Source organism: Streptomyces sp. NPDC050485 (assembly GCF_044458185.1).
Lineage (GTDB): Bacteria > Actinomycetota > Actinomycetes > Streptomycetales > Streptomycetaceae > Streptomyces.
Genome location: NZ_JBITHR010000003.1, coordinates 386,643 through 406,411, shown reverse-complemented (window position 1 = coordinate 406,411; position 19,769 = coordinate 386,643). Strand labels below are relative to the sequence as shown.

Here is a 19,769-nt window from a genome sequence, read left to right as displayed (position 1 = left end):
GCGCGACCCCAAATAGCGTCCAGTAGGGTTTGGTCCGCATAAACATCCAAACCCCTGCCCGCGTGCCAGGGCGGCGACCGACCAGCGAGACGGCCGTAGCCGACCAGCGCGGGCGAGACTCTCGGGAAGGCGCTACGTGAGTCCCAACGGCTCCGACCGCTCGTCGCGGCGCCCGATGCGGCGGAAGCTGCCGCAGGTGCTGACTGCGGGCCTGGTCCTGGCGACAGCATCCGGTTGCTCGTACAACTGGAAAGACTTCCCTCGACTTGGTATGCCCACTCCGGTGACGGACGAGGCTCCCAGGATCCTGTCCCTCTGGCAGGGCTCGTGGGCGGCTGCGCTCGCCACGGGCGTGCTGGTCTGGGGCCTGATCCTGTGGAGCGTCATCTTCCACCGGCGCAGCCGCACCAAGGTCGAGGTACCCCCGCAGACCCGGTACAACATGCCCATCGAGGCGCTGTACACCGTGGTCCCGCTCATCATCGTCTCGGTGCTCTTCTACTTCACCGCACGCGACGAGTCGAAGCTCCTTGAGCTGTCCCCGAAGCCCGCCCACACCGTCAACGTGGTCGGCTATCAGTGGAGCTGGGGCTTCAACTACGTCGAGGACGTGCCCGGTGTGAAGGGCGACGCCAAGACGGACAAGAACCTGGCCGCGATCCCGGACCGGTTCAAGACCGCGTTCCCGGCGAACGCGGGCGGTGTCTACGACGTCGGTATCCCCGGCACGCGTAACCCGCAGACCGGTAACCCCGGTCCGACCCTGTGGCTGCCCAAGGGCGAGAAGGTCCGCTTCGTGCTGACCTCGCGCGACGTCATCCACTCCTTCTGGATCGTGCCGTTCCTCATGAAGCAGGACGTCATCCCGGGTCACACCAACTCCTTCGAGGTCACGCCGAACCAGGAAGGCACCTTCCTGGGCAAGTGCGCCGAGCTCTGCGGCGTCGACCACTCGCGCATGCTCTTCAACGTGAAGGTCGTCTCCCCGGAGCGCTACCAGCAGCACCTCAAGGAGCTGGCGGCGAAGGGCCAGACCGGCTACGTGCCGGCGGGCATCGCTCAGACCGACCCCGCCAAGAACGCGGAGACGAACAAACTGTGAGCATCCTCAACGAATCTCAGGGTGCCGCGGCAGCAGACGACTCGTACGAGAACGAGCTGCCGGTCCGGCGCAAGCAGCCGGGAAACGTCGTCATCAAGTGGTTGACCACCACTGATCACAAGACGATCGGCACGATGTACCTGGTCACGTCGTTCGCGTTCTTCTGCATCGGCGGCATCATGGCGCTCTTCATGCGCGCCGAACTCGCCCGTCCCGGCACGCAGATCATGTCGAACGAGCAGTTCAACCAGGCGTTCACGATGCACGGCACGATCATGCTGCTGATGTTCGCGACGCCGCTGTTCGCCGGATTCGCGAACTGGATCATGCCGCTGCAGATCGGCGCGCCCGACGTGGCGTTCCCGCGGCTGAACATGTTCGCCTACTGGCTCTACCTGTTCGGCTCGACGATCGCGGTCGGTGGCTTCCTCACCCCGCAGGGCGCGGCCGACTTCGGCTGGTTCGCCTACTCCCCGCTGTCGGACGCGGTCCGCTCGCCGGGCGTCGGCGCCGACATGTGGATCATGGGTCTGGCCTTCTCCGGCTTCGGTACGATCCTCGGCTCGGTCAACTTCATCACCACGATCATCTGCATGCGTGCCCCTGGCATGACGATGTTCCGGATGCCGATCTTCGTGTGGAACGTCCTGCTGACCGGTGTGCTGGTCCTGCTGGCCTTCCCGGTCCTGGCGGCCGCGCTGTTCGCCCTGGAGGCGGACCGCAAGTTCGGTGCCCATGTCTTCGACGCCAGTAATGGCGGCGCGATCCTGTGGCAACACCTCTTCTGGTTCTTCGGCCATCCAGAGGTGTACATCATCGCCCTGCCATTCTTCGGAATCATTTCCGAAGTGATCCCGGTGTTCAGTCGAAAGCCGATGTTCGGCTACAGCGGCCTCATCGGCGCCACCATCGCGATCGCGGGTCTGTCCGTGACCGTGTGGGCGCACCACATGTACGTCACCGGTGGCGTGCTCCTGCCGTTCTTCTCCTTCATGACGTTCCTCATCGCCGTGCCGACAGGCGTGAAGTTCTTCAACTGGATCGGCACGATGTGGAAGGGCTCACTGTCCTTCGAGACACCCATGCTGTGGGCCGTCGGCTTCCTGATCACCTTCACCTTCGGTGGTCTGACCGGCGTCATCCTGGCCTCGCCGCCGATGGACTTCCACGTCTCCGACTCGTACTTCGTCGTCGCGCACTTCCACTACGTCATCTTCGGCACCGTGGTCTTCGCGATGTTCTCCGGATTCCACTTCTGGTGGCCGAAGTTCACCGGAAAGATGCTGGACGAGCGGCTCGGCAAGATCACCTTCTGGACCCTGTTCGTGGGCTTCCACGGCACGTTCCTGGTGCAGCACTGGCTGGGTGTCGAGGGCATGCCGCGTCGTTACGCCGACTACCTGGCGGCGGACGGCTTCACCGCCCTGAACACCATCTCGACGATCTCCTCGTTCCTGCTCGGCCTGTCGGTCCTGCCGTTCTTCTACAACGTCTGGAAGACCGCCAAGTACGGCAAGAAGATCGAGGTCGACGACCCGTGGGGCTACGGCCGTTCGCTGGAGTGGGCGACCTCCTGCCCGCCGCCGCGGCACAACTTCCTCACGATGCCGCGCATTCGCTCCGAATCGCCGGCGTTCGACCTGCACCACCCGGAGATCGCGGCTCTCGACCAGCTCGAGAACCACGGCGACGTCCACGGTGACAAGATGCTCGCCGGTGGCAAGGAGGCCGGGAAGTGAAGATCCAGGGCAAGATGTTCCTGTGGCTGTCCGCCTTCATCCTGATCATGGCCGTCGTGTACGGCGTGTGGTCGAAGGAAGCGGCCGGAACCACCGCGCTCTTCATGGCCTTCGCCCTGAGCGTCATGATCGGCTTCTACCTGGCCTTCACGGCCCGGCGGGTCGACGTGGGTGCCCAGGACGACTTGGAGGCCGACGTCGCGGACGACGCCGGTGAGGTCGGCTTCTTCGCGCCGCACTCCTGGCAGCCGCTCTCGCTCGGCATCGGCGGCGCCCTGGCCTTCCTCGCGATCGCCATGGGCTGGTGGCTGCTGTACTTCTCGGCGCCGCTGATCCTGGTCGGTCTCTACGGCTGGGTGTTCGAGTACTACCGCGGCGAGAACCAGAACCAGTAGTTCCGCGCCCGCCGCACCATGAGGGGCCCGTCATCTCACGTATGAGGTGACGGGCCCCTCGTTTGCAGTCACCCGGCGCGCTGGATCTGACGAATCTTCATACCGTGTGGTCATGAGCCACGCACCGCGTATCCGCACCGTACTGAGCTGCACCCTCCTGGTCCTGTCCCTCGGTGTGGGGGCGACGGGGTGCGGCGGGCCGGACGGCAACCCGCTCTCGGCCAAGCCGTACGACGCGGCCGGACAGGTGGTCTACAACGGCCCGGCGGGCAGTCAGAAGGCGGATCCCGGCAAGCCCCTGGAGATCACCGCCAAGGGCAGGGGCAGCCGTCTGACCGACGTCACGGCCGTCGACGGCAACGGACGCTATCTGGGGGGCGAACTCGCAGCCGACGGCAGCCGCTGGCACTCCACCGCCCCGCTGGTGGCCGGCGCGCACTACACCGCCAAGGTCTCCACGGAGGACGAGGACGGCTCCCCAGGGCTGCGCACACTGACGTTCGACACCGCGGCGGTCAAGGACGCCGTGGAGGTCGAATTCGGCCCGGACGCGGGCAAGTACGGCGTCGGCCAGCCCATCACCGCGGAACTCAGCAAGCCGGTCAAGGACAAGGCGGCCCGCGCGATCGTCGAACGCGCCCTGAGGGTCGAGTCCACGCCCAAGGTGGAGGGCAACTGGCACTGGGTGGGCGACAAGATGCTGCACTACCGCCCCAAGGAGTACTGGCCCACCCACGCCACCATCAACGTCCACTCCAACCTGGAGGGCGTGAAGATCGCCGACAAGCTGTACGGCGGCCCCGGCAAGCCGCTAAAGATCACCACCGGCGACCGCATCGAGGCCATCACCGACGCCGCCGGGCACTACATGACGGTCAAGCGGAACGGAGAAGTGATCAACACCATTCCGGTCACCACCGGAAAGCCCGGATTCTCCACCCGCAACGGCGTCAAGGTCGTCCTGGGCAAGCAGTACTTCGTACGCATGCGCGGGGACACCGTCGGCATCTCGTCGAGCAGTTCGGACGGGTACGACCTGCCGGTCTACTACGCGACCCGGGTCACCTGGAGCGGGGAGTACGTGCACGCCGCGCCCTGGTCGGTCGGCTCGCAGGGCGCCGAGAACGTCAGCCACGGCTGTACGGGCATGTCCACCGGCAACGCCGCGTGGTTCTTCGAGACCATCAACGAGGGCGACATCGTCAAGGTCGTCAACAGCATCGGCGAGGACATGACGCCCTTCGACAACGGGTACGGCGACTGGAACATGTCGTGGGACGAGTGGCGCCAGGGCAGCGTCCTGCAGGCCGACCTCAAGGCCGGGCAGAGCCGTGCGAACTCCGCCCGGCTGCGGCCGGGAGTGTGAGCTCAGGCACCCACGGCCAGCCGCTTGCGCAGCAGGGAGGCCAGTGCCCCGGCGAATTCGACCGGTTCGACGGGGAGGGTCACCGCGGCGTCCGCGCGGCTCCAGGTGGCCAGCCAGGCGTCCTGCGGGCGGCCCATGAGGAGGAGTACCGGAGGGCACTGGAAGATCTCGTCCTTGAGCTGCCGGCACACGCCCATACCGCCCGCGGGGACCGCCTCGCCGTCCAGGACGCAGACGTCGATACCGCCGCGGTCCAGCTCCTTGAGGACCGCCGGCAGCGTCGCGCACTCCAGGTACTCGACCGGCGGCAGGTCCGACGCGGGCCTGCGCCCGGCCGCGAGCCGTACCTGAGCCCGGGTGTTCGCGTCGTCGCTGTAGACCAGAACGGTGGCGCTCGACTGCATGGATCCTCCGAAGGTCCGGCGTTTTCGCCGGCGTTGGCTCATGAACCGATGCGCGGATGCTACTCCGTCCGACTGCCCGTCAACACCGGTTCGGACGGCCCTTCGATGGGCCGTACGGGCCCTGCATACGGCGCTGACACACCGAACGGCACCCCCCGGAGTGAGGGCGGGATAAGCGACCGACATAATGTCGGTCGTGGCGACAGCAACGACAGTAGAAACCGGGCACGCGCACCCGTCGGTCAATCGGCCGAACCTCACCAGCGTCGGAACCATCATCTGGTTGAGTTCCGAGCTGATGTTCTTCGCGGCCCTCTTCGCGATGTACTTCACTCTGCGATCGGTAACGGGTGCCGCGCATTGGTCAGAGAAGGCCTCGGCCCTGAACCTTCCGTTCTCGGCGACCAACACCACGATCCTGGTGCTCTCCTCCCTCACCTGCCAGCTCGGCGTCTTCGCCGCGGAGCGGGGCGATGTGAAGAAGCTCCGCACCTGGTTCATCATCACGTTCGTGATGGGTGCGATCTTCATCGGCGGCCAGGTCTTCGAGTACACCGAGCTGGTGAAGAAGGACGGCCTCTCGCTGTCCTCGGACCCGTACGGCTCGGTGTTCTACCTGACCACGGGCTTCCACGGACTGCATGTGACGGGCGGTCTGATCGCCTTCCTGCTGGTTCTCGGCAGGACGTACGCGGCCAAGAGGTTCACCCACGAGCAGGCGACAGCCGCCATCGTCGTGTCCTACTACTGGCACTTCGTCGATGTCGTCTGGATCGGCCTCTTCGCCACGATCTACCTGATCCAGTAATCCGGGCCCGTAGGTCCGCACCACATCCAGCATCGACGCAGAAGATCCTGACACCGGGGTAATCCGTGAAAAAGCTCTCCGCACGACGACGCCATCCGCTGGCGGCGGTCGTCGTCCTACTCCTCGCGCTGGCGGCCACCGGGGGGCTGTACGCCACGTTCGCGCCCGCGGGCAAGGCGCAGGCTGACGAAACCGCCCAGTCCCTCGCCATCGACGAGGGCAAGAAGCTCTACTCCGTCGGCTGCGCCAGCTGCCACGGAACCGGCGGTCAGGGCACCACTGACGGCCCGTCCCTGGTCGGCGTCGGCTCGGCCGCCGTGGACTTCCAGGTCGGCACCGGCCGCATGCCGGCGCAGCAGCCCGGCGCGCAGGTGCCGAAGAAGAAGGTCATCTACTCGCAGAGCGAGATCGACCAGCTCGCGGCGTACGTCGCTTCGCTCGGCGCCGGCCCCATCGCGCCGACCAAGGAGCAGTACAACCCGAACGGTGCGGACATCGCCAAGGGTGGCGAGCTGTTCCGCACCAACTGCGCCCAGTGCCACAACGTCACGGGTGAGGGCGGTGCCCTGACCAACGGCAAGTTCGCCCCCAGCCTGGCGGACGTGGACCCCAAGCACATCTACGAGGCCATGCAGACCGGCCCGCAGAACATGCCGTCCTTCCCGGACACGACGATGCCGCAGAAGCAGAAGCAGGACATCATCTCCTACCTGCACGCGGTCAACAGTGACCAGACCCCGAGCCCGGGCGGGCTCAAGCTGGGCGGGCTCGGTCCGGTCAGCGAGGGTCTGTTCGGCTGGATCTTCGGTCTGGGTGCCCTCATCGCAGTAGCCATCTGGGTCGCGGCCCACACCGCTAAGGCCAAGAAGTCATGAGTAGCCAAGAGAATTCCGAGAACCTGCCCGAAGCGCAGGCCACCGCGCACGGCGCGGTAGAGCGGGCGGACGACCCGTTCGCCGACCCGGGACTGCCGGCCCACAAGCCGCGCATCCAGGACATCGACGAGCGGGCGGCCAAGCGCTCCGAGCGCGCGGTCGCGTTCATGTTCCTCCTGTCGATGGTCGCGACGGTCGCCTTCATCGCCTCGTACGTGACGTTCCCGTCCGACAAGATCATCTACATCTTCCCGTTCGGGCACGTCAGCGCGCTGAACTTCTCCCTGGGTCTGACCCTGGGCGTCGCGCTGTTCTGCATCGGCGCGGGCGCGGTCCACTGGGCCCGCACCCTGATGTCGGATGTCGAGATGCCGGCCGAGCGTCACGAGATCGCGGCCCCGCCGGAGGTCAAGGCGCAGGTACTGGCCGACTTCAAGCAAGGCGCGGCCGAGTCCGGCTTCGGCCGACGCAAGCTGATCCGCAACACCATGTTCGGCGCGCTGGCCATGGTGCCGCTCTCCGGTGTGATGCTCCTGCGCGACCTGGGCACGCTGCCCGAGGACAAGCTGCGGCACACCATGTGGTCCAAGGGCAAGGCCCTGATCAACATGAACACCAACGAGCCGCTGCGTCCCGAGGACCTGACGGTCGGTTCGCTCACCTTCGCCAAGCCCGAGGGCCTGGAGGAGAGCGCGCACGACTTCCAGACGCAGATCGCCAAGGCCGCCCTGATGCTCGTCCGGATCAAGCCGGAGGACATCAAGGACAAGCGCGAGCTCGAATGGTCGCACCAGGGCATCGTCGCGTACTCGAAGATCTGCACCCACGTCGGCTGCCCGATCTCCCTGTACGAGCAGCAGACGCACCACGTGCTCTGCCCGTGCCACCAGTCCACCTTCGACCTCTCCGACGGCGCCCGCGTCATCTTCGGCCCGGCCGGTCACGCCCTTCCGCAGCTGCGGATCGGTGTGAATGACGAGGGATACCTCGAAGCGCTCGGCGACTTCGAAGAGCCCGTCGGTCCTGCCTTCTGGGAGCGCGGATGAGCACCACGACAGACGCACGGCGCGAAGCGCCCGCCGGTGAGCGGATCGCGGACTGGGCGGACGGCCGGCTCGGGATCTACTCCCTGGCCAAGGCCAACATGCGCAAGATCTTCCCGGACCACTGGTCCTTCATGCTCGGCGAGATCTGCATGTACAGCTTCATCATCATCATCCTCACGGGTGTGTATCTGACGCTGTTCTTCCACCCGAGCATGAACGAGGTCGTCTACGACGGCTCGTACGTGCCGCTGCAGGGCATGAGCATGTCCGAGGCGTTCAACTCGACCATGCACATCAGCTTCGATGTGCGCGGTGGTCTGCTGATCCGGCAGATCCACCACTGGGCGGCGCTGATCTTCCTCGCCGGCATGTTCGTGCACATGATGCGCGTGTTCTTCACGGGCGCGTTCCGCAAGCCGCGTGAGGTCAACTGGCTGTTCGGCTTCCTGCTGTTCGTCCTGGGCATGTTCACCGGCTTCACCGGTTACTCGCTCCCGGACGACCTGCTCTCCGGCACCGGTGTCCGCTTCATGGAGGGCGCGATCCTCTCCATGCCGGTGGTCGGCACGTACATCTCGTTCTTCCTCTTCGGCGGCGAGTTCCCCGGCGGGGACTTCGTGGCCCGGTTCTACTCGATCCACATCCTGCTGCTGCCGGGCATCATGCTCGGCCTGATGGTGGCTCACCTGATCCTGGTCTTCTACCACAAGCACACCCAGTTCGCGGGTCCGGGACGTACGAACAAGAACGTCGTCGGCATGCCGCTGCTCCCGGTGTACATGGCCAAGGCCGGAGGCTTCTTCTTCCTGGTCTTCGGTGTCATCGCGGCCATCGCGGCGATCGCCACGATCAACCCGATCTGGGCGATCGGCCCCTACCGTCCGGACCAGGTGTCCACCGGTGCGCAGCCCGACTGGTACATGGGCTTCTCCGAAGGCCTGATCCGTGTCATGCCGGGCTGGGAGATCAACCTCTGGGGCCACACGCTCGTCCTGGGTGTGTTCATCCCGCTGATGATCTTCCCGCTGGTCCTCGCGACCATCGCGGTCTACCCGTTCATCGAGTCCTGGGTCACCGGCGACAAGCGTGAGCACCACATCGCGGACCGGCCGCGCAACGCCCCGACGCGCACCGCGTTCGGCGTCGCCTGGATCACTTGGTACATGGTGCTGCTCATGGGTGGTGGAAACGACCTCTGGGCGACCCACTTCCACCTGTCGATCAACGTCATCACCTGGTTCGTCCGGATCGCGTTCTTCGTCGCACCGGTCCTGGCGTTCGTCGCCACCAAGCGGATCTGCCTGGGTCTGCAGCGGCGCGACGCCGAGAAGGTGCTGCACGGGCGCGAGTCCGGCATTATCAAGCGGCTGCCGCACGGTGAGTTCATTGAGGTCCACGAGCCGCTGGACGCCGGTGCGCGCTACAAGCTCACCGCGCACGAGCAGTACAAGCCGGCCGAGATCGGCCCGACGGTCGACGAGAACGGTGTCGCCCGCAAGGTGTCGCGGACGCAGAAGCTCCGCGCCAAGCTCAGCAAGGGCTACTACGGCGAGGGAAGCCAGATCCCCAAGCCGACGGCCGCGGAGTACGAGGAGATCACGAGCGGCCACGGCCACCACTGATCCCTGCTTGACCTGACGGTCGCCACAACCGAGGCTCCGGCCCGGCCCCATCACGGGGGCCGGGCCGGAGTCTTTTCCGCGTCCGCACTGCGGGCACGGACGCGGACCGCCCCGCGCCTCTCGATAGGCTGGCGGGCGGTATCCCGTCCTTTTGACCACCAGGAGCGAGCATGAGCGCTGTTACCCCCACCGGAGGCGACACCGTGGCGGCCTACTCCTGGCCGGGTGTCCTGGACTCGCTGCTGAGCGGCGCCGACCAGAGCGCGGACGCGACCGCCTGGGCGATGGACAAGATCATGCGCGGCGAGGCGACGAACGCCCAGATCGCGGGCTTCATGGTCGCGCTGCGCGCCAAGGGCGAGACGGTCGCCGAGATCACCGGTCTGGTACGCACCATGTACGCGCACGCCAACCTGATCGAGGTGCCGGGCCCGAGCGTCGACATCGTCGGCACCGGCGGCGACGGCGCCAAGACCGTCAACATCTCCACCATGTCGGCGATCGTGGTCGCCGGCAGCGGCGCCAAGGTCGTCAAGCACGGCAACCGCGCGGCCTCCTCCTCCAGCGGCGCCTCCGACGTCCTGGAGAAGCTCGGCGTCAATCTGAACCTGTCGCCGAAGCGGGTGGTGGAGGTGGCCGAGGAGGCCGGGATCACCATGTGCTTCGCGGTGAAGTTCCACCCCGCGCTGCGGTATGTGGCCGCCGCCCGCAAGGAGTTGGGCATCCGCACCACGTTCAACGTCCTGGGCCCGCTGACCAATCCGGCGAGGGTACGGGCCCAGGCGACCGGTGTCGCCGACGCGCGGATGGCGCCCATCGTGGCGGGCGTGCTCGCCGAGCGCGGCTCGTCCGCGCTGGTCTTCCGCGGTGACGACGGCCTCGACGAGCTCACCACCACCGCCACCTCCCGGGTGTGGGTGGTGCGCGACGGCGCGGTCCGCGAGGAGAGCTTCGACCCGCGCGACGTCGGCATCGAGATCGCGCCCATCGAGGCGCTGCGCGGCGGGGACCCCTCGTACAACGCGGAGGTCGTCCGCCGGCTGCTCACGGGCGAGCGGGGGCCGGTGCGGGATGCGGTGCTGCTGAACGCGGCGGCCGCGCTTGTCGCCCTCGAACCGGGCGAAGGGCCGCTCGCGGCGCAGATCGGGGCCGCGATGGCCCGGGCCGCCGAGTCCATCGACTCGGGAGCCGCCCGGAGCGTCCTGGAGCGGTGGGTCGCGGCCAGCAACGCCTGAGCCGTACATCCTGTGACGCAGGGCGCAGTCCAGATCGCGGACTGCGCCTTGCGCACGTCGGGACCTGTGGCAGGATGCTGTTCAAGGTCATGAGTGACAGCGATTTAGGCCCCGGCTCGCTGTCCGGCAACCCTCCGTCCGTGGCGGGGTGCCCCGGGTGAAGACCAGGTCGTAGGCAGCAAGGCCTACGGCAAGCGCGGACCCCTGGACATCATCGGATGTCACAGCCCTGGGGTCCTGGTCCTCAAGGGAGCAGTCTCGTGAGCAAGCGAATGCGATAGGGCGTACCGCCCCTTTCTTCACCACCCTCCACGCCGTCCTTCTCCGGGCTGCGTGTTCGAGGTCAACACCCGTACGCGGCAAGGCAGTCGACCCCCCTCCAGCGAGGCCGGGGCACGCCGTCGCACCCGGGATCCGAAGTCAACTCGCCTTTTCCTGCCGGGAGATACCGCCATGTCCGCACGCCCCGCCGCCACCGCTTCCGTCACCGCCCCCCGCACCGACGAGTCCGCCGACCCCTGCTGTGCCGCGCCGCTGCCGGTGCTCGGCCGCGATGTCACCGTGCCGCTGGTCACCGGCGGCGAGGTGACCTACGCCGCCCTCGACTACGCGGCGAGCGCGCCCGCGCTGCAGCGGGTCTGGGACGACGTCGCCGCGTACGCCCCGTACTACGGCAGCGTGCACCGCGGGGCCGGCTACCTCTCGCAGCTCTCCACCGACCTGTTCGAGAACAGCCGGGCGACGGTGGCGGAGTTCCTCGACTGCCGCCCCGGCGACCAGGTCGTCTTCACCCGCTCCACCACGGACTCGCTGAACCTGCTCGCCCGGGTGCTCCCGGCCGACTGCCAGGTCTTCGTCTTCGAGACCGAGCACCACGCCTCGCTGCTGCCGTGGCGCGACGCCCGCGTGACGTACCTGAACGCGCCGCGCACCCCGCAGCAGGCCGTCGAGACCCTGGAGCGCGCGCTGGCCGACCGCGACCCCTATGGCCCCGCGCTCGTCTGCGTCACCGGCGCGTCCAACGTCACCGGTGAGCTGTGGCCGGTGAAGGAACTGGCCGCCGCAGCGCACGCGCACGGCGCCCGCATCGTGCTCGACGCCGCCCAGCTGGCGCCCCACCACCCCGTCTCCGTACGGGAGTTGGACGTCGACTGGATCGCCTTCTCCGGGCACAAGCTGTACGCGCCGTTCGGCTCGGGCGTGCTGGCCGGCCGCGCGGACTGGTTCCAGGACTCCGAGCCGTACCTCGCGGGCGGCGGCGCCTCGAAGAAGGTCGCTCGACGCAGCGACGGCGGCGTGGACGTGGAGTGGCACACGACGGCCGCCCGCCACGAGGCCGGTTCGCCCAACGTCATCGGCGTGTACTCCATCGCCTCCGCCTGCAAGGCGCTCACCGAGGCGGGCTTCGACTCGCTGGTCGAGCGGGAGCGGCAGCTGATCGCGAAGGTGCGCGAGGGGCTCGCGACGGTGCCGGAGGTGAGGGTCCTCTCGCTCTTCGGCGACGACGCGCCCCGGGTCGGCGTCATCTCGTTCGTCGTCGAGGGCTGGAACAGCTCGCACTTCGCGGCGGCGCTCTCGGCGGAGTACGGGATCGGCGTGCGGGACGGGCTCTTCTGCGCCCACCCGCTGGTGCGCACGCTGCTCGGGAGCGACCCGCAGGACCCGGGCGAGTGCGGCGCCCCGGAGGCCGAGCCGGGCGAGCGCTCCCTGAACGCGATCCGGGTCAGCTTCGGGGCCGGGACGCCGGACGAGCACGTGTCCCGTTTCGTCGGGGCGGTGCGCGAGCTGGTCACCGAGGGTGCGAAGTGGCAGTACCGCACGGAGGCCGGCCGCTGCGTCCCGGCGGTGTAGTGCCGGGACGCTTCTGGGCCAGGGGGCAAAATCAAGCCCCTCCGGCGTTTGAGGAGCGGGGTCCGGGGCGGAGCCCCGAGGGGGTTTGGGGGCGGAGTCCCCGAGGGGGTGGGTCAGGAGTCCAGGCCGATGGCGAACGCTGCTTCCAGGTCGTGCTGGGAGTACGTGCGGAACGCCACATGCGTGTCCGTGGCCTCGACGCCCGGGATCTTGCTGATGCTGCCGGGGATGATGTCCGCCAGGTCGTCGTGGCGGGCCACCCTGACCAGCGCGATCAGGTCGTAGGTACCCGTCACCGAGTACACCTCGCTGACGCTTTCGAGGGCCGCGATCGATTCCGCGATCTCGGGAATCCGGTCCACGCTGGTCTTGATGAGCACGATCGCGGTGATCACGGCTGGCTTTCTCCCTCGGTGGCGGCCGCACCCGCGGGCTTCACGGGCTTTCGGCGTTTCACTCTATCCGTCCGGCGGAAACGGGCCCATGCGTAGAGGAAGCCGAGGCCGAAGCCGACGAGGTGGGCGAGGTAGGCCACCCCGGGCCCGGCCGCCTGGCTGCGGATCGCCAGCCACTGCAGGGCGAACCAGAAGGCCAGGACGATCCAGGCGGGAAAGCGCAGCGGCAGGAACAGCAGGAACGGGAAGATGCTGGTCACCCGGGCGCTGGGGAAGAGGCAGAGGAAGGCGCCGAGGACGGCCGAGATGGCCCCGGACGCCCCCACCAGGGTCTGCTCCGAGTCGGCGTGTGCCGCCGCGTACGCGAACAGGGCCAGATAGCCGCTCCCCAGGTAGAACAGGACGAACTCCACCCGGCCCAGGCGTTCCTCGGTCATCGCGCCGAAGACGTACAGGAACAGCATGTTGCCGAGCAGGTGCAGCCAGCTGCCGTGCACGAACAGGGCGGTGAGCGGGGTGAGCAGGGCGTGCGGCCGGCCCGTGAGGAGTTGCCCGGGGATGACGCCCCAGCGGGCGAAGTAGCCGCTCTGGGCGCTGAGGATCGCGTCGCCGGTCCCGTAGACCGGGTTGAGACCGGAGGCCGGGCCGACCACGAAGAGCAGACAGCACGCGGTGATCAGCCCGTACGTCACCGTCGGGCCCCGCACCGCACCCTTGACGATCGCCGCTCCCCGCCACTTGACCATGGGGAGAGAATGGCCCAAAAGGGGCTATCGGTACAGACCGCCTCGCCGTGTCGGCGGTCGGCGGGTAGGCCGTAGGGTTACGGGCAGTACTCCCGCAGTTCGACGGCGCACCGCGAGATCCTGGACCATGGAAGTGGAAAGAGGACGGCACCACATGACCACCGTTCCCCAGCCGACCGCCGACACCCGGTGGCGCTGCACGCTCTGCGGAAACCTCACCCGTTTCGATGTCACCCGCTCGTCGAAAGTGGTCGAGTACGTCCATCTGGACCTCGCCGGAGAGCCCACGGTGGAGGAACGCGAGGTGGTCAGTGAGACCATCGAGTCGGTCCGCTGCCGGTGGTGCAACGCGGTGGACCGGATCGAGTTGGTGGACCGGCCGGGTACCGACTCGGCGAGCGTTTCCTGAGGAGTGCTCCGCAAGCGGTACGGATGACAGTTGGGGTGACGGATTGTGGAGCGTGCAAGCGGTGCTGAACCGGCCGCTTCGGCCGGTGACGGCCCCGCCGAGGTGCTCGACCGCCCGCTGCCCGAGGGCGTGCGGCGCCGGGTCGTCGCCTTCGTCTCGGAGGCGTTCGGCGGCCTGACCATCGCCGAACTGCCCGGACAATTGCGGCAGTACGCCCGTTTCACCCCGACCCGGCGCGCCAAGTTCGCCGGCAACGCGATGGCCGCCGCCCTGGAGAGCGACCCGGTGTTCCGCCAGCGCATCGGCGAGCGGCTCAAGGAGTCCCAGCCGGAGCTCGCGGGGGCCGTCGAGGCGGGCTCGCCGCCCGCGGCCGCCGACCCCGTGGACGTGGCGGCCGTCGCCTATGTGCTGCGCCCCACCGGCTGGGTGAAGCTGGTCGCCGCGGCCGGCGAGGAGGCCCAGCGGGCGGACGCCGAGCGGGCCGACGAGGAGGGCCGGCGCGAGCTGGACCGGCTGCGCGAGGAACTCGCCGAGGCGCGCGCCCAGATCAAGTCCGAGAACGAACAGCTGCGGACGGAACTGGCCGCGGCACGCAAGGAAGCCGAAACGCTCCAGCGCAAGCTGCGCAGCGCCCAGAGCGATGTGAAGCGCGGTGAGGCCGCCCTGCGCAAGACCCACTCCGAGATCGACGGCATCAGAGGCGAGGCGGCCGCCCAGGTGACCGCCGCCGAGAGCGAGACCCGGCGGCTCAAGACGCGGCTCAGCGAGGCCGAGGCGGGTCTTGAGGCGAGCCGGCGCGCGGTGCGCGAGGGGCGCTCCGTCGAGGACATGCGGCTGCGGCTGCTGCTCGACACCGTCCTGGAGAGCGCCCAGGGCCTGCGGCGCGAACTCGCCCTGCCGCCCGCCTCGGTGCGCCCCGCCGACACGGTGGACGCGGTCGCGCCGGGCACCATGACGCCCAAGGACATCGCGGCCCGGGCGCTCTCCGAGACCGACCCGGCGCTGCTCGACCAGCTTCTCGCGCTGCCCCAGGTGCATCTGCTCGTGGACGGCTACAACGTCACCAAGACCGGCTATCCCACGATGCCGTTGGAGAAGCAGCGGCTGCGGCTGCTCGGCGGGCTCTCGGTGCTCGCCGCCCAGACGGGCGCCGAGGTCACCTGCGTCTTCGACGGCGCGGAACTGGCGGCTCCGGTGCTGCTCGCACCGCCCAGGGGCGTACGGGTGCTGTTCTCCAAGCCCGGGGTGACCGCGGACGAGCTGATCCGTCAGCTGGTGCGCGCCGAGCCCTCGGGGCGGCCCGTGGTGGTCGTCTCGACGGACAGGGAAGTCGCCGACGGCGTCGCGAAGGCGGGCGCGCGCCCGGTCGCCTCCCTGCTGCTTCTGAAGCGTCTGTCCCGCGTCTGAGGCATTCCGGGTGTTCTGGTAACTCCTGTGTTCAATGCCCGAATTCGGGTGATCGCTGCTGAGCACTCCGTCAAGTGCCAACTACTACGCGTGGGATGACAGTAAAGAATCCTCTCCGCGGCCGAATTTTTTGCCATCAGGATTTGAACTGATCACAGGATGGTCACTAGGGTCGGGCCTCGTACCTTCATGCGGTTGATCACTCGTTCGGGGTGTCCGTGAAGGTCCCGCCGAGTCAGCAGAGTTCGGCGGCTGAGGAAGAAGGAGCTCGCCTTCGTGGGGTCCCACCGTCGTCCCAAGCCCGCGAACCGCACCCGCGTGACCGTGCTCAGCGCGACCGCCGCCGCCGTCGTCGCCCTCACTTCGCAGGCCGCCCAGGCGGACCCCAAGCCCTCCAAGGACGAGGTCAAGAGCAAGGTCGACAAGCTCTACGGCGAGGCCGAGCAGGCGACCGAGGCGTTCAACAACGCCAAGGAGAAGCAGAGCCAGCTGGAGAAGCAGATCGGCCAGATCCAGGACAAGGTCGCCCGCGGCCAGCAGGAGCTCAACACCCTGCGCACCGGCCTCGGTTCGATGGCCTCGGCGCAGTACCGCTCCGGCGGCATCGACCCCTCGCTGGAGCTCTTCCTCTCCTCCAACCCGGACGACTTCCTGGACAAGGCGTCCTCGCTCGACCAGTTGAGCGCCACTCAGACCGAGGCGCTCCAGAAGATCCAGGGCAAGCAGCGCTCCCTCGCACAGGAGCGCAAGGAGGCCCAGGACAAGCTGAAGGACCTCGCCGACACCCGCAAGGTGCTCGGCGACAAGAAGCAGGAAGTCCAGGGCAAGCTCAGCGACGCGCAGACCCTGCTCAACTCGCTGACCGCGCAGGAGAAGGCGTCGCTCGCCGCCGCCGACGCGCGCGCCAACCGCTCCGACGCGCGCCCGAACCTCGGCCACGATGTGCCCGCCTCGCAGGTCGGCGCCGCCGCCTTGCAGGCGGCCGAGTCCCAGATAGGCAAGCCGTATGGCTGGGGCATGACCGGCATGGCGTCCTTCGACTGCTCGGGTCTGACGGGTTACGCCTACGGCCAGGCCGGCGTCCAGCTGCCGCGCACCTCGCAGGAACAGGCCACCGCGGGCACCCAGATCGGCCGCAGCGAGCTCAAGCCCGGCGACCTGGTGCTCTTCTTCGGCGACCTGCACCACATCGGCCTGTACGCCGGCAACAACACGGTGCTGCACGCGCCGAAGCCCGGCGCGTACGTGCGCTACGAGTCGATGGACAACATGCCGTTCCAGTTCGGTGTGCGCATAGGCTGACCCGCCTTTCCCTCCGTCAGCCGCCGACACCGCCCGAACGGGCGAATCACGGCAACTCAGGCTGACGCCACGCCCCGCCGGTGACCTGTGTTCTCCGGTGGGGCGTCACTGTGCGTGGGGAGCGGGGTCGTTGGCCGCCGGGTATCCGCCCGGTTACTGTCCGGCGAGCGGTTTCCCGGTGATCTCGCCGCCCACCCGGGCGGCAGGGGCCGCACGCAGTGCAAGGGAGTGCGGCATCCGTGGCGTCCCATCGTCGGCCTTCGCCGTCCGGCCTCACCCAGAGCGCCCGCGTCACCGTCCTTTCGGCGGCGGCCGCGACGGCTGCGGCGGCCCTCGCGGCGCCTTCCGCGAGCGCCGACCCGCACCCCTCGGGTGCCTCGGGGCAGGCCAAGGTCGACCGGCTCTTCCAGGAGGCCGAGCAGGCCACCGAGCAGTACGACAAGGCCGGCGAGCGGACCGACCGGCTGCGCGACGAGGTGAAGCAGGCCGAGGACGCCGTCGCGCGCGGCCAGGAGCGGATCAACCGCATGCGGGGCGCGCTCGGCGCGCTCGCCGGCGCGCAGTACCGCTCCGGCGGCATCGACCCCTCGCTCGCGCTGCTCCTCTCCTCCGACCCCGACACCTACCTCGACCGGGCCGCCACCCTCGACCGGCTGAGCGAGCATCAGACCGGCGCGCTCCAGAAGCTCCAGCGCGAGCAGCGCCACCTCGCGCAGCAGCGGGCCGACACCGGCCGCAAACTGGCCGAGCTGGAGCGCAGCCGCAGCGAGGTCGCCCGGCACAAGCGGACCGTGGAGTCGAAGCTGGCCGAGGCGCGCCGGATGCTGAACGCGCTGCCGGCCGACGACCGGGCCGCCTACGACCGCGCCTCCCGCTCGGGCCGCACCGAACTGCCCGAGCTGTCCGACGCGCCGCCCGCCTCCGAGCGGGCCGCCGCGGCCGTCATGGCGGCCCGCGCGGCGATCGGCAGACCGTACATCTGGGGTGCCAACGGGCCCGCCGGATTCGACTGCTCGGGCCTGATGCAGTGGTCGTACGCGCAGGCCGGCGTCGGCCTGCCGCGCACCTCGCAGGCGCAGCGGTACGCGGGCCAGCAGGTGCCGCTCTCCGAGGCGAGGCCGGGCGACCTGGTGACGTACCGCCACGACGCCAGCCACATCGCCATGTACATGGGCGACGGCCAGGTGGTGCACGCCCCGTATCCCGGGGCGCCGGTGCGCTACGACCCGGTGGGGATGATGCCCATCTCCTCGATCACCCGCGTCTGACCGTACGATCGGCGGGTGGCAGGTCAGGGACGCGGTCGACGGGTGCGGCGCGGGCGGGCGGCGGGATGCGGGCTCGCCGCGCTGCTGCTCCTCGCGGCCTGCTCGGCGCCCGGACCGGCCCCCGACGCCACCGTCGGCGAGGTGCAGCAGCTCCTGGACCGGCGGGCGGCGGCGGTGCTCAAGCACGACGAGGGCGGCTATCTGGCGGCCGTCGATCCGGCGGCGACGGGGCTGCGCTCCGCCCAGCGCACCGAGTTCGGCAATCTCGCGCAGGTGCCGCTGACCGCGTGGACGTACCAGGTCAACGGGGTGGACCGGCAGAGCGGGACGGTCACCGCGAGGGTGGACCTGCGCTACCGGGTCGAGGGCTACGACACCGCCCCGGTGACCGCCGCCCGCACCCTCACCCTCGACGAGCGGGGCGGCCGCTGGTACGTCGCCGGGGACCAGCCCGCCAAGGGCGCCGCCCAGCTGCTGTGGCAGCAGGGCCGGGTCACCGCGGTACGCGGCAAGCGCAGCCTGGTGCTCGGGGTGGGCCAGGGCGCGGCGCGGCTGCACGAGATCGCGGACACCGCGGACGCGGCGGTGCCCGAGGTGTCGGCCGCCTGGCCCGGTCGGTGGGCGGGCCGGGTCGTCGTCCTCGTACCCGCCTCGCTCGACGGGATGGCCGCGCTGCTCGGGGCGCCCGCCGCGTCCTACCGGGGGATCGCGGCGGTGACCACCGGCGAGGCGGGCGGCGCCGCGGCCGCCCCCGCGGACCGGGTGATCGTCAATCCGGAGGCGTACGCGGTCCTCGGCGATGTGGGCCGCCGGGTCGTCCTCACCCACGAGACGACCCATGTCGCCACCCGCGCGCACACCTCGCCCGCCACCCCGATGTGGCTCTCGGAGGGGTACGCGGACTGGGTCGGCTACCGCGACACCGGCCGCACGGCCCCGCAGGCCGCCCCCGAACTCCAGCAGGCGGTCCGCGCCGGCGACCTGCCCGCCGACCTGCCGACCGACGCCGACTTCGGCTTCGACGGCGGCGCGGACCGGCTCGCCAGGGCGTACGAGGGCGGCTGGCTGGCCTGTCGGCTGATCGCGGCCCACTGGGGCGAGGCGACCCTGGCCCGCTTCTACGCGAAGGTGGGCGACCAGCCGCACCGCGAGGGCGCGGTGGAGAAGGCGATGGCCGAGGAACTCGGCCTGTCCCCAAGGGAGTTCACCACCATGTGGCGGGAGTACGTCCGCGACCAACTGGCCTGATCAGGCCCGGCCCAGCTGGTCGACGGCCTCGGCGAGCCACGCCTTCTCCTCGCCCGCCGTGGCCCGCGCGATCCGCAGCATCCCCTGCCGGAACAGGTCCGGCACCTCCTCGGCCGCGACGGGCCGGCCCTCGCGGTAGAAGAAGCTCGCCGGGGTCTCCAGGAACGCCTGCCGCCGCTTGAGGACGGCGGCCTGTTCGGCGGGGTCGGGGAGGTGCCGCAGAAACGCGAGCACGGTGAAGAACCGCTGGCCGTCGGTGATGTCGACGTCCTTGGGGTGCCGCAGCCGCTCCAGGAGATTGGCGCGGCCCGCAGCGGTGAGCGAGAGGATGCGCCGAGGCGCGGCCCCGCTGCCCGGCTCGGTGCGCTGCTCCAGAAGACCCGCCTTCGCCAGCCGGGTGATCGCCGGGTAGAGCGCCCCGTCACTGACCGGCCGGATGTGCCCGCTGAGCCCCTTGATGCGCTCCTTGAGCTCGTAGCCGTGCAGGGGCTCCTCGTACAGAAAACCCAGGATCGACAGCTCCAGCATGCGCGCCCCTCGTCTTGTCCGGT

The 19,769-nt window shown here is 69.2% G+C and carries 19 protein-coding genes and 1 riboswitch; of the genes, 15 read left to right on the top strand and 4 right to left on the bottom strand.

Annotated elements, in window-relative coordinates; all coding sequences use genetic code 11:
• Positions 1-136: 136 nt before the first annotated feature.
• From coxB to ACIBK6_RS08445, 4 genes are all read left to right on the top strand, one after another.
• Positions 137-1,102, top strand: a complete 966-nt coding sequence (gene coxB / locus ACIBK6_RS08460; protein WP_399049909.1) for a cytochrome c oxidase subunit II — start codon at positions 137-139, stop codon at positions 1,100-1,102.
• Positions 1,099-2,841, top strand: coding sequence for a cytochrome c oxidase subunit I (gene ctaD, locus ACIBK6_RS08455; protein WP_399049908.1), 1,743 nt, complete (start codon positions 1,099-1,101; stop codon positions 2,839-2,841). The genes coxB and ctaD overlap by 4 nt, the downstream gene beginning before the upstream one ends.
• Positions 2,838-3,236 carry a cytochrome c oxidase subunit 4 gene (locus ACIBK6_RS08450; protein WP_399049906.1) on the top strand — a complete coding sequence of 133 codons (399 nt, stop codon included), beginning with the start codon at positions 2,838-2,840 and terminating at the stop codon, positions 3,234-3,236. The genes ctaD and ACIBK6_RS08450 overlap by 4 nt, the downstream gene beginning before the upstream one ends.
• A gap of 112 nt (positions 3,237-3,348) precedes the next feature.
• The gene (locus ACIBK6_RS08445; protein WP_399049904.1) at positions 3,349-4,602 is read left to right on the top strand and encodes an Ig-like domain-containing protein; all 1,254 of its coding nucleotides are present in this window, start codon (positions 3,349-3,351) and stop codon (positions 4,600-4,602) included.
• A 2-nt stretch (positions 4,603-4,604) separates the two neighbouring features.
• Here the strand turns inward: ACIBK6_RS08445 and ACIBK6_RS08440 are convergent, their stop codons facing one another.
• On the bottom strand, positions 4,605-5,006 hold the full coding sequence (locus tag ACIBK6_RS08440) for a hypothetical protein (protein WP_399049902.1): 402 nt from the start codon (positions 5,004-5,006) through the stop codon (positions 4,605-4,607).
• 187 nt (positions 5,007-5,193) lie between these two features.
• Between ACIBK6_RS08440 and ACIBK6_RS08435 the strand changes: the two genes are divergently transcribed.
• The 6 genes from ACIBK6_RS08435 (at position 5,194) to ACIBK6_RS08410 (ending at position 12,443) form a co-directional block, all read left to right on the top strand.
• Positions 5,194-5,814, top strand: a complete 621-nt coding sequence (locus ACIBK6_RS08435) for a heme-copper oxidase subunit III (RefSeq protein WP_399049900.1) — start codon at positions 5,194-5,196, stop codon at positions 5,812-5,814.
• Positions 5,815-5,879: 65 nt separating this feature from the next.
• Entirely contained in the window at positions 5,880-6,689 is an 810-nt protein-coding gene (locus tag ACIBK6_RS08430; protein WP_399049898.1) for a c-type cytochrome, read from the top strand.
• A complete protein-coding gene (locus tag ACIBK6_RS08425) occupies positions 6,686-7,735 on the top strand; it encodes a Rieske 2Fe-2S domain-containing protein (RefSeq protein WP_399049896.1) in 1,050 nt (349 codons plus the stop codon). The genes ACIBK6_RS08430 and ACIBK6_RS08425 overlap by 4 nt, the downstream gene beginning before the upstream one ends.
• The gene (locus ACIBK6_RS08420; protein WP_399049894.1) at positions 7,732-9,357 is read left to right on the top strand and encodes a cytochrome bc complex cytochrome b subunit; all 1,626 of its coding nucleotides are present in this window, start codon (positions 7,732-7,734) and stop codon (positions 9,355-9,357) included. The genes ACIBK6_RS08425 and ACIBK6_RS08420 overlap by 4 nt, the downstream gene beginning before the upstream one ends.
• A 170-nt stretch (positions 9,358-9,527) precedes the next feature.
• On the top strand, positions 9,528-10,592 hold the full coding sequence (trpD, locus tag ACIBK6_RS08415; RefSeq protein WP_399049893.1) for an anthranilate phosphoribosyltransferase: 1,065 nt from the start codon (positions 9,528-9,530) through the stop codon (positions 10,590-10,592).
• Between the two features lie 85 nt (positions 10,593-10,677).
• Positions 10,678-10,795: riboswitch (SAM riboswitch) on the top strand.
• 250 nt (positions 10,796-11,045) lie between these two features.
• Entirely contained in the window at positions 11,046-12,443 is a 1,398-nt protein-coding gene (locus ACIBK6_RS08410) for an aminotransferase class V-fold PLP-dependent enzyme (protein ID WP_399049891.1), read from the top strand.
• Between the two features lie 113 nt (positions 12,444-12,556).
• Here the strand turns inward: ACIBK6_RS08410 and ACIBK6_RS08405 are convergent, their stop codons facing one another.
• Both ACIBK6_RS08405 and ACIBK6_RS08400 read right to left on the bottom strand, forming a co-directional pair.
• Positions 12,557-12,838 carry an Lrp/AsnC family transcriptional regulator gene (locus ACIBK6_RS08405; RefSeq protein ID WP_399049890.1) on the bottom strand — a complete coding sequence of 94 codons (282 nt, stop codon included), beginning with the start codon at positions 12,836-12,838 and terminating at the stop codon, positions 12,557-12,559.
• Positions 12,835-13,584 (bottom strand): rhomboid family intramembrane serine protease, encoded by a 750-nt coding sequence (locus ACIBK6_RS08400; protein ID WP_399049888.1) that lies wholly within the window; start codon positions 13,582-13,584, stop codon positions 12,835-12,837. Before ACIBK6_RS08400 ends, ACIBK6_RS08405 begins: the two co-directional genes overlap by 4 nt.
• A 154-nt stretch (positions 13,585-13,738) precedes the next feature.
• Here ACIBK6_RS08400 and ACIBK6_RS08395 point away from each other — a divergent pair, with 154 nt between their 5' ends.
• The 5 genes from ACIBK6_RS08395 (at position 13,739) to ACIBK6_RS08375 (ending at position 19,218) form a co-directional block, all read left to right on the top strand.
• Positions 13,739-13,993, top strand: a complete 255-nt coding sequence (locus tag ACIBK6_RS08395) for a hypothetical protein (protein ID WP_399049886.1) — start codon at positions 13,739-13,741, stop codon at positions 13,991-13,993.
• 45 nt (positions 13,994-14,038) lie between these two features.
• Positions 14,039-15,400: an NYN domain-containing protein gene (locus ACIBK6_RS08390; protein WP_399049884.1), complete on the top strand. Its 1,362-nt coding sequence runs from the start codon at positions 14,039-14,041 to the stop codon at positions 15,398-15,400.
• A 276-nt stretch (positions 15,401-15,676) separates the two neighbouring features.
• On the top strand, positions 15,677-16,702 hold the full coding sequence (locus tag ACIBK6_RS08385) for an NlpC/P60 family protein (RefSeq protein ID WP_399049882.1): 1,026 nt from the start codon (positions 15,677-15,679) through the stop codon (positions 16,700-16,702).
• Positions 16,703-16,941: 239 nt separating this feature from the next.
• On the top strand, positions 16,942-17,970 hold the full coding sequence (locus ACIBK6_RS08380) for an NlpC/P60 family protein (RefSeq protein WP_399049880.1): 1,029 nt from the start codon (positions 16,942-16,944) through the stop codon (positions 17,968-17,970).
• Between the two features lie 15 nt (positions 17,971-17,985).
• On the top strand, positions 17,986-19,218 hold the full coding sequence (locus tag ACIBK6_RS08375) for a hypothetical protein (RefSeq protein ID WP_399049878.1): 1,233 nt from the start codon (positions 17,986-17,988) through the stop codon (positions 19,216-19,218).
• On the opposite strand, the gene ACIBK6_RS08370 is transcribed toward ACIBK6_RS08375, so the two are convergent.
• Positions 19,219-19,746, bottom strand: coding sequence for a PadR family transcriptional regulator (locus ACIBK6_RS08370; RefSeq protein ID WP_399049876.1), 528 nt, complete (start codon positions 19,744-19,746; stop codon positions 19,219-19,221).
• Positions 19,747-19,769: the final 23 nt, after the last annotated feature.

Excerpts from the sequence above, each read along its gene's own strand:
- ACIBK6_RS08435 (WP_399049900.1), top strand. The coding sequence starts at position 5,194 with ATGTCGGTCGTGGCGACAGCAACGACAGTAGAAACCGGGCACGCGCAC.
- ACIBK6_RS08425 (WP_399049896.1), top strand. The coding sequence starts at position 6,686 with ATGAGTAGCCAAGAGAATTCCGAGAACCTGCCCGAAGCGCAGGCCACC.
- ACIBK6_RS08440 (WP_399049902.1), bottom strand. The coding sequence starts at position 5,006 with ATGCAGTCGAGCGCCACCGTTCTGGTCTACAGCGACGACGCGAACACC.
- ACIBK6_RS08395 (WP_399049886.1), top strand. The coding sequence starts at position 13,739 with ATGACCACCGTTCCCCAGCCGACCGCCGACACCCGGTGGCGCTGCACG.
- ACIBK6_RS08410 (WP_399049891.1), top strand. The coding sequence starts at position 11,046 with ATGTCCGCACGCCCCGCCGCCACCGCTTCCGTCACCGCCCCCCGCACC.
- ACIBK6_RS08420 (WP_399049894.1), top strand. The coding sequence starts at position 7,732 with ATGAGCACCACGACAGACGCACGGCGCGAAGCGCCCGCCGGTGAGCGG.
- trpD (WP_399049893.1), top strand. The coding sequence starts at position 9,528 with ATGAGCGCTGTTACCCCCACCGGAGGCGACACCGTGGCGGCCTACTCC.
- ACIBK6_RS08445 (WP_399049904.1), top strand. The coding sequence starts at position 3,349 with ATGAGCCACGCACCGCGTATCCGCACCGTACTGAGCTGCACCCTCCTG.
- ACIBK6_RS08400 (WP_399049888.1), bottom strand. The coding sequence starts at position 13,584 with ATGGTCAAGTGGCGGGGAGCGGCGATCGTCAAGGGTGCGGTGCGGGGC.
- ACIBK6_RS08370 (WP_399049876.1), bottom strand. The coding sequence starts at position 19,746 with ATGCTGGAGCTGTCGATCCTGGGTTTTCTGTACGAGGAGCCCCTGCAC.